Origin of the sequence: Fibrobacter sp. UWEL (assembly GCF_900142535.1) — a bacterium.
Classification (GTDB): domain Bacteria; phylum Fibrobacterota; class Fibrobacteria; order Fibrobacterales; family Fibrobacteraceae; genus Fibrobacter.
Genome location: NZ_FRBE01000001.1, coordinates 217840 through 233927, shown reverse-complemented (window position 1 = coordinate 233927; position 16088 = coordinate 217840). Strand labels below are relative to the sequence as shown.

Genomic DNA, 16088 nt, shown 5'->3' with positions numbered 1-16088 from the left:
ACTTATTGAGCATCAAAGAGTTAGACCATCATTTTCTAAGTTTTTGCCCGATTTGAAAAACCAAACGACATTTGTAGGAATGGCAATTGTAGCCTCCTTTATTGTGGGCGTCCTCTCCCTGGGCGTCTGGTTTGGTCGTGCTCTTTTAATAAGGTACCTCTCTACGGAACATGAATTTTCCGGAGTCACCATAAAGCCTTACGGCTATCGTATCGATGGTCTACTGGACCATTCCTTTGATTCCTTGTTTGTTGAAACAAACGGGACAACCATCAAGATTACCAATCCAAAAATCAGTGCGACCCTGCTTGGTGAAGACAAGCTAGTAACCCTGAACATGGAATCCGTAGATGCAAACATCAATACCGAAGGTAAAACGGAAAAGGAACCCAAGAAGGATCTGGACCTAGCCATTCCCGAAAACGTCCGGATTCCCCTGCCCGTAAAAATAAAGGCAAATAAAGCCAAAGTGACCCTCTCCGATGGAAAGCATTGGAGCGCCACAAATATCACTGTAGAGAATACAGGCGAGAGAGCCATCGCAGTAAAGGCTGATGACGTGCAGGGAGACTTCGTAAAGTCAAAGGCAGCCATAGACATTGACGCAGACTTTAGCGGAACGAACCTCAACGCCAATGTTCTTGTACAGACCGCAGATGATGAAGTCAAGGTAAACCTGAACGCTCCTAAGGATAAGCTGACTCAGGTCAAGAGCAAGGTGAACGTTACTGTTGAAGATCCTGAATCCTGGCTCCCTATGGAATGGCCTCATGGAGCGCCAAGTCTTGGTGCACTAAACGTTTCAGCAGATGCAAGCGTAGATATCAATACGGGCAAGACAACATACAAGGCGAAGGTCAAGACCCACCTTGGTGAACGGTGGCCCTTGATGCCATTGAATGCAGACATTGACGTAAACGGGGATTTGGATTCCATCAGAATTGAAACAACCCTACGAAATAATGAAGGCGGCTCCATCTACCTCAAGGGCAGTTTTGATACGAAACTGAACGGAACGATGAAGGGACGCGTGGATCACATGAACGCCAAGTTCGGTCCCCAGATGATGCCTCTGGACGCAGAGATTCGTTCCATGGAGAAAATGGGCAACAAGATTGACGTTCTAGTAGAAACAAGACAAGGATCCATCATTGACGGTACTGTGGATATAGAGAACGGCATTATAGCCTCCTACACGGGGGACCTGACGCCATACGAACCATGGGCGCTGGACTGGGTTCGCGGAAACGTCATCCTGACGAAGAATACCAAGATTAACGGTTACTTCGACGGGCATAGCATGAAGGCCCAAGTGAAGTTCGTGGAAGTACCATTCGCCTATCATATGAAAGCAGACTCCGTCATTGTGGGTCTGGAACTAACGTTGGATGGAATTGTATTCAACAAGGGTTTAATCTGTACGCCAGATGAAACGTTTGATTTTGATGGTGATGTATTCTGGGGAACCGACACTCCTCACACAAGCTGGAATTTAACCCAACGACACGGGGGAACAGGTAGCGTATACATTTCGCTCGGAGACAGCCTTACCATTGACGCAAAGACCAATGGCGTGGTGGTCAGAACAATTCCCTTCGCGGACCTGAACATCAGTGACCGAATCAATGGAACCGTCACCGGTCGTTGGAGCCAGAACTTTGACAGTAACCGTGGTGAAGCAGAACTGAATGTGGAAGGAAATCTGGATGCATTCGACTTGAAGGCAAACATCCTGGCACGCCAAAGCGGGGACACCATTTTCGTAGACCAGGCTCATGCGGAACACGACAAGAACTCCGTCCAGCTATCTGGTGGTTTCATTTTGCCCAACGATTCCAACCCGGACTTCAAGGCCACGACCCCGCTACCGATTCAAGTGCTTTACGCAAATCTTTCCTCCAGAGATTTCAGTATTCCTCTCCTGCTAGAACCTCTAAACGATTCCACCCTCACTACAGGCATGCTGAATGGTCAGCTGACCTACGAAGCGGGCATGGGCCTTTCTGGCAACTTGGACTTCTTCGACATCGAGTTCCGCAAGATTCATCCCGACCTGTTCAACATCAAGAAGCTGAATATGTTCGCACAGAACGAAAAGGTTGAAATCAACGCTTATCTTGACATCGGTCTTGGCGGCTGGAGCGGAAACACCCAAGTCATCTTTGACCATATCTTTAGCGACCAACGTCACGTAAGCGTTACCCATGGCAGTGACAACGGAGGCTCTGCCTGGATGGAAGGTTTTGTGGACCAGGATCTGGTATTCAAGGGAACCTTCGACGTAAACGGTTCCTGGTACGTACCGGGTTCCCTCAGCGAGATCACCAACACGGATATGCATGCGGACATTACCGCAGACATTACCAAGGGACTAAAGGGAATCACCGCAGAAATTCGAAGTGATTCCACAGTATTCCAGCCCGCCAAAATGGACATTACCTTCCCCTTCTCTGTCCGTGGAACCGTGCAGGACGGACTTGTTGATATTGCGGAAGCAACCACACAAAATGACAAGGGTGAATCTGTCACTGCTACCTTACAGTTTGATCTGGACAGCATGCAGCTGAAGGCAGTGGACATCCAGTCCCAAAGCTACACCATCGTTATGGACGAACACTCCATCCAGTTGGAAGACATTAACGGACATCTTGAAGACAATGAAGATGAATTGCTGATTACCGCAGACATTCCAAGGATGACTTATTCCTTCAATCATGATATGTTCGGCGAAGCACAAGCTCTTGGTCGTGGCGATATCAGCTTGAGCATACCCCACAATAAGGAAGGCCACATCAAGAACAAGACCATTGGTGGAAACGTCATCATCGACAAGATGGTGTACCGCAAGTCCATTGACATTGAAGTGACCCCAACCTCCATTGACCGCTACCTGACAATGTTCAACAACTTCACCACGAAGCTACGTAAGAAAGGTCAGCAGGAAGCAAAAATTTCCACAGCAAGCCCCATTAATTTATCCTTACACATAAGCGATTCCCAGAACGATTCCGTCATGGTGGTAACTCCATTTGCCACATTCCCCTTCACGGTGGACGTTTGGGTTCTGGGAAGTACTACACGTCCTATGCTGAGAGGTGATATCAGTAACACGAACAGCGGTTTCATCGGCATTCGTGACCTGTACGAATTTGAACTGAATTCCTTCCAGATTTCCTGGAATGATGATGCTTGGCAAAATGGTATTGTGGATGTGACTAGTAGCCAGGAACTCCCCTACTGCTCCGAGACTAATGAAAACGAAACGGAAACCTGTCCCATTAACCTGGACATTCAGGGAACCATCAGCAACCCCCAGCCAATGCCTTCTTCCAACTGCGGAACAGAAGCAACCACCGCTTCTATCTACTATAACGTATTCCTGGGATGTATTGCTGATGGCGGCGACGAATCTACGGACTGGAACAAGCTTGCGGGTAAGGCCATCGGTAAGGTCATTTCCGCAACAGCAAACAAGACCCTTGGCGGAGACTACATCGGCGACATCGACATGAAGGTGATGATCTTCGACAATACCACCACCAGTGATAAGGATTCCAGCTACTTTAAGATTCCTATTTCCATGGATCGCTGGATCAAGAACATGAGCCTCGTATTCGGTTATACTCAGGATCAGAGTGACAACCCCACTTACGATCAAGCATTGCAGTTCGGTCTGAACTACACCCTCCCTGTATTCCAGGAAGCCGAATACAGCCACCAGAACCATCTCTCCCCCACCGTTTCCTTGAACGCAATGCTCATTGAAAAGCAATACCTGACCAATACAGGTACCGTCGGAAACGAAAACCGTGTGGAAAAGAACATCGGTATTAACTATTCCTACCGCTATTGGAACCCCTGTCTACTTGGACTTGGATCTTGTGAAGATATTGATATGGAGAACAAGGAACAGGAGGACAAGAAATGAAGCAAGTAATTTTCCTGATACTCGCACTTGTGCTCACGGTTTTCGCAGAAGAACCCGATAAGAATCCTTGGTATGTCCGCATCTACGGTAACAAAGTATTTTCCAGCTACCAAATTGAAGAACAGCTGGATGTACCCGCAAAATTCGGGCAGATGGATACCACCAAGCAAGACTTCATTATGCGTCTTTCCCTGGAAAACGTAAAAGCACTTTACTATACCATGGGCTACTTCAGTTCAGATATAGCCTTGGAAATCCAGAGAGACTTTATCAATCCCAACGAATTCCAGCGTGGCTACAACATTTACATTCGAGATGGGGAACGTTATCGATTTAGTGGCGTGGATGTGAAAGCTCCTGAAGGCATCCAAGTGGAACTCGATAAAAGCGGTTTAAATACTGCACAGGATCGTTACTACAGCCACGAAGAAATCGCAGAAGACTTGCAGACCATCCAGAACGCATTCCGTGCGGAAGGATATCTCCACGCTTACGTATCCTCCACAGAATACATTGATACTACCCATAAGAAGATTCGCGTTGAAGTCAATGTGGAAACTGGCCCCAAGGTCTTGATGGGCGGAGTAATCAGCGAAACCCACCGCACCGCAGGTCCCGGCAAAAAGGACAGTATTTCTGAAGCAGGCCTTACGGATACCGCATGGCTATCCTCCCTCTGGAGAATCAAGCCCGGCGAAGTGATTGACGGTAACCAATACAATTCCTTCAAGTCAAAGCTGTTCTCGACCCAGCTATTTACACAAATTAAGCTTACAGACTCCCTGAGGGCGGATGGTTTATCCGACGTTCATGTGAAGGTGACCGAGCGTATTCCCGGGGACACCCGCTATGGATTCTTCTACGAACAAATCTACGGTTTTGGCGCTCAAGCACAAGCAAGACACAAGAACTTCTTTGGACGATTCAACGAATTTTCTGCAAACGTCCTTGTGGCACAACATAAGCAGGAAATGTCCATAGGCTATGCAAATCCGCTACTCTTTGGAACATCTTTCAGCATCATCCCCACTGCAATCCGTTTTGATGACCGCCTCACCCTGAACCATGAAAAAATCGAACAGTTAGCCTACAGCGACCGTTACGAAGAACGCTACGAAATCATCAACCGCGGAGACATTACCTTCGGCATCACCAATCATATTCGATTCCGCGGGACCATCGATACACGATACGTTTCCAAAAACAAGGATACCGTATTTGTGGTAAGCAAGGCTGATTCTCTAGATCAAGACGGGAACGAATTAACAGTAAAGAGAGACTCCCTACTGGAAGATAAATTGCTGAAACTGAAAGGCGAAATTGCATTGACCTTCGACTATACCGACGATTACTTCAACCCCACCAAGGGTATTCGAGTAGCACCTACCATTGGCGCTGGCACCAACTGGGACGGCGATCTCAGTTCCTTTAACATGCGCGGAAATCCCTATACTTACGGTGAAATAACGGCAAATATTTACTTCCCCTTATTCTGGACTTTTAACGGAGCATTGAGCGGCAGTGTGGGTAAATTCTTTGCCAAGGCAATCGAAGATGACGCACGAATCTTCTACCAGGGTGGATCCAGATCCGTACGCGGCTACCGTTTCCGCAGTATTTACGCCGGTTACGAAGAAGAAGATAATGGCGACACCCTCATATACACAGGACTTACACCACGCTACCTGCGATTCAACGAAGAAATTCGCTGGACACTCCCCCTCAAGAGTTTACGCAAATGGCAGATTGTACAATTCTACGACTGGGCTTACGTTACCGATCACGACCCGAAATATCAGGACGCTCGTGATGAAAGCTTTGGATTCGGCCTGCGCTATCGTTGGCAGTTCCTCACCTTCCGCCTGGACTACGCTTTCAAGAAAACATTGGATAACTGGAATGCAGAATCCTTCCACTGGGGACGATTCGCCTTTGACCTTTCCCAGACCTTCTAGAGGTCTACTCCTGTAATTTATTGAACCGTATTGCGGTACAAGTCAGACAAGCTGGTTTTGGACTGCTTAATTTGAATTCCAGAAAGACCAGCCTTTTCTAAGGCCGTCCGGATTTGTTCTTCCGTCATGTTCTGGGGCAGTTCCAATTGGAAGGACTTCTTATCACAAGCTAATTCCGACACGCGGCCCTGTTTAAGGACAGCGCCTCTATTGATGATGGCGAAATCCGTGGCTTCCGATTCCATTTCTGCCAGGATATGGGAGCAGACAATGGCCGTACCGCCTTCCTGCTTGCGCCAGTCAGAAATCAAGTTCCACACCGTTTCTCGGGATACCGGATCCAGGTTAGCTACCGGTTCATCCAGAATCAGGAGCTTGGGATTGTGAATCATAGCTCTTAGGATTTGAACCTTCTGACGATTGCCTAGGGACAGCGCGGAGAGCCGAGTCGAGAGATCAGGCAGTTCCAGTTTTTGGCTAAGGGCCGACATTCTCTCGCGAGATGTGGAAACACCGTAAAACCCCGCAAAATAATTCACGTATTCTTCGATGGAAAGCTTGGGATAAGTCCCGGGATTTTCAAGAAGAATGCCATAGGATTTCGGGTCCAGAAAACCATTAGGACCGCGAAGTTTTTCGTCAATTTTCAGTTCGCCGGAGAATGCTCCGAAACGACCGCAAAGAAGCCGTAGCATGGTAGTCTTCCCTGCCCCATTGGGTCCAAGCAAGGCAAAAAAGCTCCCCTCGGGAATTTCGAGATTCACCAGGGAAAGAGCTTCTTTAGTAGCCTTCGGATATTTGTAGGAAATGTTTTCCAGCTTAATTGCGGTCATGGACTGCAATATAAAAAAACAACCCCAAGTACTTGACTTGGAGCTGTTTAATTCTGGAAGTAATCCTAATTCATCCCGAGAGTACGCACTGTGTTCTTGACGGTAGTGTCGCTGAACGCAGGTTATTATCGTGACGAACGAGCGACACTACTTATATAAAGGGTGCTTCTTGCAGAGTTCGACGATTTCCTGACGGATAGCCTTCAGGCCTTCTTCGTTGTCCTTGTTCTGGATGCAACGGTCGATGATGCGAGCCACTTCGCGGGAATCTTCTTCGTCGAAGCCGCGGGTAGTGATGGCAGCAGTGCCAAGACGAACACCGGACGGATCCATGGGCTTGCGAGTGTCGAACGGAATGGTAGAACGGCTGCAGGAGATGCCAACCTTTTCCATGGCAACTTCAGCATCCTTACCGCCGATACCCTTGGAAGTCATGTCCACAACCATGAGGTGGTTGTCGGTACCATCGGAAATGATCTTGTAACCCAGCTTCATCAGTTCGTCGGCCATAGCCTTAGCGTTCTTGATGATGTTCTGAGCGTAGGTCTGGAATTCCGGCTGGAGAGCTTCGAGGAATGCAACCGCCTTACCAGCGTTGATGTGATCGTGGGGACCACCCTGCATACCCGGGAACAGACCTGCGTCGATTGCCTTGGGCAGGGAAACTTCCTTTTCTTCGCCCTTGACGATCTTCTTGATCATCTTGTCCTTACACATAATGATTGCAGAACGGGGGCCGCGGAGAGTCTTATGAGTGGTGGTGGTGACGATATCGAAGTAAGGAACCGGAGATTCGATAGCCTTACCAGCGATGAGGCCAGCAACGTGAGAAATGTCAGCCATGGTGAGGGCGCCAACTTCGTCGGCGATTTCCTTGAACTTCTTCCAGTCCAGGTTACGGCTGTAAGCAGAGAAGCCTGCGAGAATCATCTTGGGCTTTTCGCGGAGAGCAACTTCGCGAACCTTTTCCATATCAATGCGGCCGGATTCCTTATCCACTTCGTACTGGACGAAGTTGTAGAGCATACCGGAGAAGTTCACCGGATGGCCGTGAGAAAGGTGTCCACCGTGGTCGAGCTTGAGGCCCAGGACCTTGTCACCCGGCTTGAGGACAGCCATGTAAACAGCTGCGTTTGCGGGAGAACCGGAAAGGGGCTGGATGTTGGCGTGGTCGCAACCAAAGAGCTGCTTGCAACGTTCGATGGCGAGAGCTTCCATCTTGTCGATCACTTCGTTACCACCGTAGTAGCGCTTGCCGACGTAGCCTTCGCTGTACTTGTTGGTCAGCACGGAGCCCATAGCTTCCATGACGGCCTTGGAGGTGTAGTTTTCGGAGGCGATCAGTTCGATGCCATATTCCTGACGTTCGGCTTCTTCCTGGATGATAGCGTAGATAGCCGGATCGGTCTGTTGCAGTGTAGATTTCAGCATTTAGTTGCTCCTTGAAATTTTTGCATCACAAAGATAATAATTCTAGGCATCTCTTAAAGACTAAAAAGGCGGAATAAGATAAAAAAAAGCCCTCGGCCTATAACCGAGGACTATTTTAAAGGGGGTCGAGCCATCCCTACGTTTGGGAAAGGAGGGTTTTAGGGAGGGCGGAGCCTTCCCTAGTCATTACTCAGCGAAGTAAGCCTTTGCCTTAGCAACGACGTCTTCCACCTTGACCATGGTGAATTCCTTTTCGTTGCGGAACTTCCATTCCACTTCACCATTTGCAAGACCCTTCTTGCCGATAGCGATACGGACCGGAGAACCCCACAGGTCAGCATCCTTGAACTTAACGCCCGGACGTTCGTCACGGTCATCCACCAGGACGTCGATGCCAGCAGCTTCAAGTTCTGCTTCGAACTTTTCTGCAAGTTCTACCAGTTCCGGTTCCTTACCGATGGGAACGATTTCCACCTGGAAAGGAGCAATGGACTTGGGCCAAATGGGGCCGAAGTCGTCATGGCTGTTTTCAACAACGGAAGCCATCAAGCGGCCGATACCGATACCGTAGCAACCCATGATTGCAGGAGCGGTGGTCTTTTCGGCAGTGAGGTACTTGGCACCCATGGATTCAGAGAACTTGGTGCCCAGCTTAAAGATGTTACCCAGTTCGATACCGCGGGTTTCGGAGAGGCCTTCGCCGCAGCTCGGGCACTTGCAGCCACCCTGTGCTTCGGCGATGTCGGCAACTTCAAATGCCGGGAAGTCGCGCTTGGGAGTGCAGTGCAGCAAGTGGTAGTTTTCTTCGTTAGCGCCCATCACGAGATCGCATGCGTCGGCCAGAGCTTCGTCAACGATGATGCGGGTGTCGTGAGAACCGATGGGGCTAGCAAAGCCCGGAACCATGCCGCAAGCCTTGATGAGGGTGTCGTCTGCGGGGTAAAGTTCCTTGGCCTTCAGCAGGTTGTGGAGCTTGATTTCGGAAACATCCAGGTTGCCCGGAACCATAACGGTAATGAGCTTGCCTTCGAAGTCGAAGAACACGCACTTTGCGGTGGACTTCGGGTCGATCTTCAGGAATGCGCTCAGTTCTTCGATAGACGGGCAGTGCGGGGTTTCAACCTTTTCGGGCATAGCGTTTGCGTCGCCCTTGTAGGTTTCGCGGGTAAACTTTGCGATTTCGCGGTTGGCCTGGTAGCCGCACTTCTTACAGAGAATCAGGTAGTCTTCGCCGTTGGGAGTGTCCAGCATGAATTCGTGGGCAACCTTACCGCCCATGATGCCGGTATCGCTCTGCACGACCACGGGTTCAATGCCCACGCGGCGGTAAATGCGGAGGTATGCATCGTATTCTTCCTGGTAGTGCTTGTCCAGGTCTTCCTGAGAAGAATGGAAGCTGTAGGCGTCCTTCATGAGGAATTCACGGACGCGGATCAGACCGCCACGGGCACGGGCTTCGTCGCGGTACTTGGTCTTGAACTGGTACAGCATGAAGGGCAGCTGCTTGTAGCTGTTCAGCACGTAGCGAGCCATATCGGTCATGGCTTCTTCGTGAGTCATGGCAAGAACCATGTTGTGGTTGTTACGATCCTTAAAGCGGAGCAGTTCTTCGCCAATGGCCTGGTAACGGCCAGATTCGCTCCACAGGTCTGCGGTCTGAACCACGGGCAGGTCCACTTCGATACCGCCGATCTTGTTCATTTCTTCGCGGACGATGTTGGTGATCTTCTGGATCACGCGAAAACCGATAGGCATCATGGAGTAGATACCAGTAGAAACCGGCTTGATATAACCACCGCGCATCAGGAAGATGTGGCTGGGCATGGTAGCATCGCTGGGCGTTTCGCGGAGCGTGACGTAGAAGTACTTAGAGAGTTTCATAACGATCCTTTAAATCCAGACGGATTGTAAGTCAAATTTTTCGGGCTTAAAGTTAGCAATTTTTTGTATTTTTCAACTATGCAATTCGTAGATAACCTCCGCGCAAAACCCTTTGTCCAGAAAATTGAGAAGTTTTTTCCGGCCATCGCCTTCCTGGGCGGTTTCAGCTGGGACTCCATCACCCTCGGTCAACGTATTGACGGCTTTGATATTCTCTTCCTGGTAGCCTACTACCTGGGCGCCTTGATCATTACCATTCTGCTTTCGGCCCATAACGCAGCCGTACTGGACGAAGACGCTCCCAAGAAGCATGGATTTTTAAACCGCGAGTGGAGCGAAGCCTGGAAACAAAGGTTTTCCTGGGCAATCCAATTCTGCTTTGGTAGCATGTTCAGCGCCCTGGTGGTGTGCTATTTCAAGAGCAGCGGATCCTTCACCACCTTCATCCTGGTGGTCCTGCTAGCCGTACTGCTGGTCTGTAACGAATTCCTGCAAAAGCGTTACGAAAGTTTCGCCATCAGCTTAGCACAGTTCTGCCTGCTGGGAACCATGTTCCTGAATTTTGCAATTCCTCACTTGGTGAATCGCATCGGCTTTATCTGGTTCTTTATTAGTACCCTTTTGTCTTTCGGCGTATGCGCCCTGGTATGGAAGATTTCCAAATATCGTTTCTATGTGCTTATCGCGCCTGCAGTAATCTGCGTTCTACTCATCATCTCCTACATGGCAAACCTGGTTCCTCCCGTACCTTTGGTTATGAAGGAACAAGCAGCCTGTAAGAACCTGGACACCAAGACGTACATCTGCGAACTGGACGCACCCTCTTTCTGGCAAAAAGTAGGCCTTGTTGCCCCTAGCGTCCATAAAGGCGACGATCCCATGATCTATTTCGTTTCTTCCGTATACGCCCCTACGGATTTGAAGGCAGAGATTGAGTACCGTTGGTACTATGCCGACCCTCGTACAGGGAAGTTCAAACTTGTAGATAAAATAAGTTCTGAACGAATGGTGGTGCAGGGTGGCCGTGACGAAGGTTATCGCAGCTATTCCCGCAAAAAGAACGCTCCCCCGGGAAAGTATCGCGTAGAAACCGCCTATCGTAACGGCGCAGTCATCGGTTCCATGACCTTTGATATTTTTGCAGGTGAATCCGAAACAGGTATGGTTCAGGATACAATCCAATAGAGATTGTTCTTGACGGTCTTATAAAATTCTACATTTTGAGCATGAAGAAAATTAAGACCGCTACCCTCCAAGGAAAGTGGACTGGTGATACCAAGTCCAACAATGAATGGTACAAGGCCGAAGCTCTCAAGCTGAAGGGCCAGGGAATTGACATCGTCATTCTCCCCGAAATGTTCCACACACCCTACTTCCCGTTTGAAGAAAACGCAGATTTCTTTGACATGGCCATCGAAAAGGATGACGTCATCGTCAAGGAATGGCAGGCAATTGCCAAGGAATTGAACGCAGTAGTGGTCTTTCCCTTCTTTGAAAAGCGCGCCCGCGGCATCTACCACAACTCCGCCTTCGTCTTTGAACGTGACGGAAGCATCGCTGGTCTCTATCGCAAGAGCCACATCCCCGACGATCCTGCCTTCTATGAAAAGTATTACTTCATTCCTGGCGACACAGGCTTTGAACCTATCAAGACCTCCGCAGGTAAGATTGGCGTTCTGATTTGCTGGGATCAGTGGTTCCCGGAAGCAGCCCGCATCATGAGCCTGAAGGGTGCAGACTTGCTAATCTACCCCACCGCTATCGGCTGGATGAAATCTGAACCTAAGGAACTTTACCCGCGCCAGCAGGACAGCTGGGTGACCGTGATGCGCGGCCACGCCATTGCAAACCGCACCTTCGTGCTAAGCGCCAACCGCATCGGTACCGAAGGGGAACTGACTTTCTGGGGCACAAGCTTTGTGGCCGCTCCGGATGGATTCTTGATTAACAAGTGCGAATGCGATTTCCTGGGTGCATCCATTGTGGAAATTGACCTAGGCGAAACCGAATTCAATCGCCGCTGGTGGCCGCATTTCCGCGATCGCCGCGTTGACTTGTACGGCGACATCTTGAAAATTTGGTGTGAAGAATAATAGGGGCTAGGGTCTAGTTTCTAGGGGCTAGGGCAGCTAGATGCAAGTGCTAACTTGTCCGGATGCTTCGTCCTTTTTTTGAATTCCGTAAGGTTCTTATCCAGCAATCATCTATATCCTGCACCCTATACCCTAATCTCTAGATTCTAGTTTCTAATCTCTATACCCTATCCCCTGCACCCTATACCCTTATCTTTAAGGACTTATTTATGGCAAATTCAGTTAGATATCCTGCAGAATGGGAAGAACAGGCAGCTACTTGGCTCGCCTTCCCCCACAACAAAAAGAACTGGTACGGCGAACGCGGCGTTAACATCCGTAAGTTTTACATCAACCTGATCCGCACCATCAGCGAATTCCAGCCAGTGAACGTGCTGGTTCCTTCCAAGAACTTTTTGACCTTCGAAGAAAAGTTTGCATTGGCAGACCGCCCCTTCCCCGTCAGCGTCATTTTCCTCAAGACCAACGACATCTGGATTCGTGACTACGGTCCGTTCTTTATGAAGAAGGGCGACAAGACTGTAATTTCCGAAACCCAGTTCAACGCTTGGGGCGCCAAGTTCCCTCCCTGGAACCTCGACAACGCCATCCCCTCTACCATTGCAGAAGCTTTCGGCTACAAGATGGACAAGAGCGTTCCTTACATCTTTGAAGGTGGCGCTATCGAAGTGAACGGCGACGGTCTGGGCATTACCACTCTGGACTGTCTCATCGGCAAGAACCGCAATGCAGACAAGGACCTGACCAAGGTGATCAAGGCTCTCTGCAACGCATTCGGTCTCAAGTCCCTGCTGATTCTCCCCCACGGTCTCCACGGCGACCACACCGACGGTCATATCGACAACGTTGCTCGCTTTGTTGCCAAGGATCGCGTGGTCATGTGCTGGGAAGATTCCAAGAAGAGTCCCAACACTCCTATTCTCGCCGAAGCAAAACACTTGATAGAAGAATTCATGAAGGCTCACTACGGCAAGAAGGCAAAGGTGGACACTCTGCCCCTGCCTCCCCAGCGCGTTCTGGACGACGGACAGATTCTTCCGGCTAGCTACATGAACTACATTCATGCCAACGGCGCTCTCATCTTCCCCAAGTACAAGAGCCCCAAGGACGCAATCGCCCAGAAGTATTTCGAAAGCGTATTCCCCAAGCTGAAGGTGATTGGCATCGACTGCCGCACTGTGATTGAGGAAGGCGGAAGCTTGCACTGCATGAGCAAGCACGAAAGCAAGTAAAATACAAGCGGGTTAATACCCGCAGGGATTATTCTCCATAATAGCTACCGTTTACCAAAGCGGTAGCTAATTTTTTGATATGGGGATTATCGGACTCCGCATATTCAAGAGGATCCAATTTGATCTGTTCCAACACCACTCGGGAAATGTGCTGGAGGAAATCCTCTCCCCTCGAAATCATTTCCTGCTGGATGTAATCATAGAAGTTCTTCATGGCGTTAAAAACATGAAGGCAATGTTCTTCCATTTTCTGGATGGTCCGCACATCTCGAATTTGAGCTACGAAATAAAATTCTCCCACCTGAATCGTGTAGGGCATACGGGAGAATATCATTTCCATGGTTTTCTTCTCAATTTGCTCGTACGCAGTTTTCAAGTTATTAATCAGTCGGCTGTCCATATGCCAATTGACGTGCAACCTCAAATTGTTGGAGCAAGTCGGATGGGGCACTTCATAAATGAAGTTATAGAAACCGGAGTAAATGTACTGATAGGGAGGTTTCTTGAAATCAAACTTTTCGGGATTGATCCAGAACATCAGTTTATCCCGCCATTCGCTGGACCCAAGGAAGGGATGAAGCGTACGGATGTAATCCCCAACAAGGCAATTTTCCATCTGATTCTGAAATTCCATACAGAAGGTCCGATCCGATTCTTCATCCGATTCGTTCTTAAGCATCACGGCATCAAGATATTCAACAAAATAGAAATGATCCAGATGGTCATTTAACGTTCTGGCAAGACTATAGAATTGCTTATGATGTTCCCAGCAAATGGGACTCTTAAGGCAAGACTTTTCCATGGGAGGCACGATCTTTTTCAAGGAGACGTCCATATCGAAACGCACCTGGAAATGCACCTTGTCGTCATGGTCGCGAGGTTCCTTTGTAAATCCAAGAACCTTGACAGAGTCTTCGTGAATGCATACCGTCTGAGGATAGACTCCGTCAAAAAGAGGCTTGACACAAATGAAGGGACTATGATTTGCCATCATACGGCTGAAGCAACGTTGGGCAGAAGCCTTATCCGGAAAAAGACTGGCATAACTTTGAATGGAAAAGACATTCTTTTTAAGCGAAACTGCATTTCCATCCAGGAAACCATTTAAATCCCTGCACTTTCTAATGGCAAGGGACTTGCAAATTTTACCGAGATTGCTGCATGCTAGAAATCCAGTGGTTTCAATCACCAGAGGAGGGAAATTAAAGAGTTTCGGATTCTTTTCCACCAGATCCATGTACTCTTCAAAAGTTCCACGAAACGGTGTGCCGTCAGGATACTCCATAAAGCGAATGTATGCCGTAGAGTTCCGTTCCCTGTTTTTATATCCCTCATTTTTAAAGACATTGTATTTAAAAGACAATCGAGCCATTTCATCCTCTATATTTCCAGAAGAGTCCCGCTGATCATTTGACAGGCGTAGTTTTTCAACGCAGGGACTTCACTTTCTGAGAATACTATCGGATCTAAACGCATGGTTTGTAAATAAATTTCGCCTAAATGATCTACTGGATTATCATTTTCCTTGTTCCACACTTCTTTTTCAAGATATTGCAAGGCCGATTGCAGGCCGTCCTGGATGGATTTCATTCCGTCTATAAATTTCTGCCGGCGATCTAAAAATTGAGATGCAGGCTCTTCTTTTGATTTTAAAAAACGGATATATAAATCCTTGCATATTTTATTTGGATGGGTTATGGATTGAGAACGGAACGTTTCCCCCGACTGTATTTTTTCAAGCCCCGCGCCGAGTCCTTCTAGTAATTTTTCAAGACGTTCTTTTAACAAAGGCGATTTCATCCTTAAGGGGAAATCAATATAAAGCGCATTTAATTCCGGATTATTTGATGATTCTCTAAATAAAAGCCGTTTTCCACATAAATCAAAACCATCCTTCCTATATTCCGAGAAAAAATTCAATTTATCTTTCCAATAGGAATTCACAATTTCATTTTGCAATAAACTGAAATAATCGACCAATGATGTTTTTCCTAAATAATCACGAATATCCCATAAAAATGAATTTTCAGAATCTTCTAGATTTCGATTTTTCAACTTGATGCATTTTTTTTCATTGATATAGAACTGTCCAGAATTTTCTAGAACGACTTTCAAGACATTATAAAAACGAATATTATTTGGAATAGGAATCGGCGCTAAAAAATTTTCTAACGGCAAGCTCTGTATTCTTTTTTTCAACTGAATTTTCAAATCAAAATGAACGATAAACGATACTTTCTGCCGTGATGTGGCATCGCAATCTATTTTATAATTCGTTATTCTACAAGAATCATTTTGGATTTCTGTTTCAATAAAATCAGGCGAATCACAATCATCAAAGAAATTAAGTATTTCAATATAGGGACTTTGATTTTGAATCATCAATTTTGAATTTTGCAATGCAGCAATTTCCGAAGGAAAAACATCTCTATAAGAATTCACCACAAAAGAACAATCATCTATCATAAAAGATTTGCCATCTAGAAAATCATTTATTTCCGGACATTCTCTATCTAAAAATTTCTTTAATGATTCTTCTAATGATTCTGATTGCAAAAAACCTTCAACTTGAAAAAATAAAGGTAAAAATCGACCCGATTGAGGAAGTGTTTCTATAAATGCACACTCCTGTGGAATTCGACTTGTTATACCATAATTTTTAAACGCATCTAGTTTAATTACTTTTCTGAACATAAAATAAATCTCCGATATATTTATCGGAGATTCAATGAATA

Annotated in this window: 10 protein-coding genes; 5 read left to right on the top strand and 5 right to left on the bottom strand. The window is 47.5% G+C overall.

Annotation, left to right across the window (positions count from 1 at the left end):
- Positions 1–79 precede the first annotated feature (79 nt).
- On the top strand, positions 80–3928 hold the full coding sequence (locus BUB59_RS00990) for a translocation/assembly module TamB domain-containing protein (RefSeq protein WP_073224755.1): 3849 nt from the start codon (positions 80–82) through the stop codon (positions 3926–3928).
- A complete protein-coding gene (locus tag BUB59_RS00985; RefSeq protein ID WP_073224753.1) occupies positions 3925–5883 on the top strand; it encodes a BamA/TamA family outer membrane protein in 1959 nt (652 codons plus the stop codon). The genes BUB59_RS00990 and BUB59_RS00985 overlap by 4 nt, the downstream gene beginning before the upstream one ends.
- A gap of 17 nt (positions 5884–5900) precedes the next feature.
- Here BUB59_RS00985 and BUB59_RS00980 read toward each other — a convergent pair whose 3' ends face one another.
- From BUB59_RS00980 to BUB59_RS00970, 3 genes are all read right to left on the bottom strand, one after another.
- Positions 5901–6716: an ABC transporter ATP-binding protein gene (locus BUB59_RS00980; protein ID WP_073224751.1), complete on the bottom strand. Its 816-nt coding sequence runs from the start codon at positions 6714–6716 to the stop codon at positions 5901–5903.
- A gap of 147 nt (positions 6717–6863) precedes the next feature.
- Positions 6864–8147, bottom strand: a complete 1284-nt coding sequence (glyA, locus tag BUB59_RS00975; protein ID WP_073224749.1) for a serine hydroxymethyltransferase — start codon at positions 8145–8147, stop codon at positions 6864–6866.
- A 186-nt stretch (positions 8148–8333) separates the two neighbouring features.
- Positions 8334–10028: a proline--tRNA ligase gene (locus tag BUB59_RS00970; protein WP_073224747.1), complete on the bottom strand. Its 1695-nt coding sequence runs from the start codon at positions 10026–10028 to the stop codon at positions 8334–8336.
- 78 nt (positions 10029–10106) lie between these two features.
- On the opposite strand from BUB59_RS00970, the gene BUB59_RS00965 reads away from it, so the two are divergent.
- The 3 genes from BUB59_RS00965 to BUB59_RS00955 all read left to right on the top strand — a co-directional run bounded on the left by BUB59_RS00965 (position 10107) and on the right by BUB59_RS00955 (position 13353).
- A complete protein-coding gene (locus BUB59_RS00965) occupies positions 10107–11213 on the top strand; it encodes a DUF2914 domain-containing protein (protein ID WP_073224744.1) in 1107 nt (368 codons plus the stop codon).
- A gap of 41 nt (positions 11214–11254) precedes the next feature.
- A complete protein-coding gene (locus BUB59_RS00960; RefSeq protein ID WP_073224742.1) occupies positions 11255–12121 on the top strand; it encodes a carbon-nitrogen hydrolase in 867 nt (288 codons plus the stop codon).
- 209 nt (positions 12122–12330) lie between these two features.
- Entirely contained in the window at positions 12331–13353 is a 1023-nt protein-coding gene (locus BUB59_RS00955) for an agmatine deiminase family protein (RefSeq protein ID WP_073224740.1), read from the top strand.
- A 28-nt stretch (positions 13354–13381) separates the two neighbouring features.
- Here BUB59_RS00955 and BUB59_RS00950 read toward each other — a convergent pair whose 3' ends face one another.
- Together BUB59_RS00950 and BUB59_RS00945 are read right to left on the bottom strand one after the other, a co-directional pair.
- A complete protein-coding gene (locus BUB59_RS00950) occupies positions 13382–14725 on the bottom strand; it encodes a hypothetical protein (RefSeq protein ID WP_143160158.1) in 1344 nt (447 codons plus the stop codon).
- Between the two features lie 8 nt (positions 14726–14733).
- Positions 14734–16047: a hypothetical protein gene (locus BUB59_RS00945; RefSeq protein ID WP_073224736.1), complete on the bottom strand. Its 1314-nt coding sequence runs from the start codon at positions 16045–16047 to the stop codon at positions 14734–14736.
- Positions 16048–16088 lie beyond the last annotated feature (41 nt).

Excerpts from the sequence above, each read along its gene's own strand:
- BUB59_RS00955 (WP_073224740.1), top strand. The coding sequence starts at position 12,331 with ATGGCAAATTCAGTTAGATATCCTGCAGAATGGGAAGAACAGGCAGCT.
- glyA (WP_073224749.1), bottom strand. The coding sequence starts at position 8,147 with ATGCTGAAATCTACACTGCAACAGACCGATCCGGCTATCTACGCTATC.
- BUB59_RS00980 (WP_073224751.1), bottom strand. The coding sequence starts at position 6,716 with ATGACCGCAATTAAGCTGGAAAACATTTCCTACAAATATCCGAAGGCT.
- BUB59_RS00950 (WP_143160158.1), bottom strand. The coding sequence starts at position 14,725 with ATGGCTCGATTGTCTTTTAAATACAATGTCTTTAAAAATGAGGGATAT.
- BUB59_RS00985 (WP_073224753.1), top strand. The coding sequence starts at position 3,925 with ATGAAGCAAGTAATTTTCCTGATACTCGCACTTGTGCTCACGGTTTTC.
- BUB59_RS00970 (WP_073224747.1), bottom strand. The coding sequence starts at position 10,028 with ATGAAACTCTCTAAGTACTTCTACGTCACGCTCCGCGAAACGCCCAGC.
- BUB59_RS00990 (WP_073224755.1), top strand. The coding sequence starts at position 80 with ATGGCAATTGTAGCCTCCTTTATTGTGGGCGTCCTCTCCCTGGGCGTC.
- BUB59_RS00960 (WP_073224742.1), top strand. The coding sequence starts at position 11,255 with ATGAAGAAAATTAAGACCGCTACCCTCCAAGGAAAGTGGACTGGTGAT.
- BUB59_RS00945 (WP_073224736.1), bottom strand. The coding sequence starts at position 16,047 with ATGTTCAGAAAAGTAATTAAACTAGATGCGTTTAAAAATTATGGTATA.
- BUB59_RS00965 (WP_073224744.1), top strand. The coding sequence starts at position 10,107 with ATGCAATTCGTAGATAACCTCCGCGCAAAACCCTTTGTCCAGAAAATT.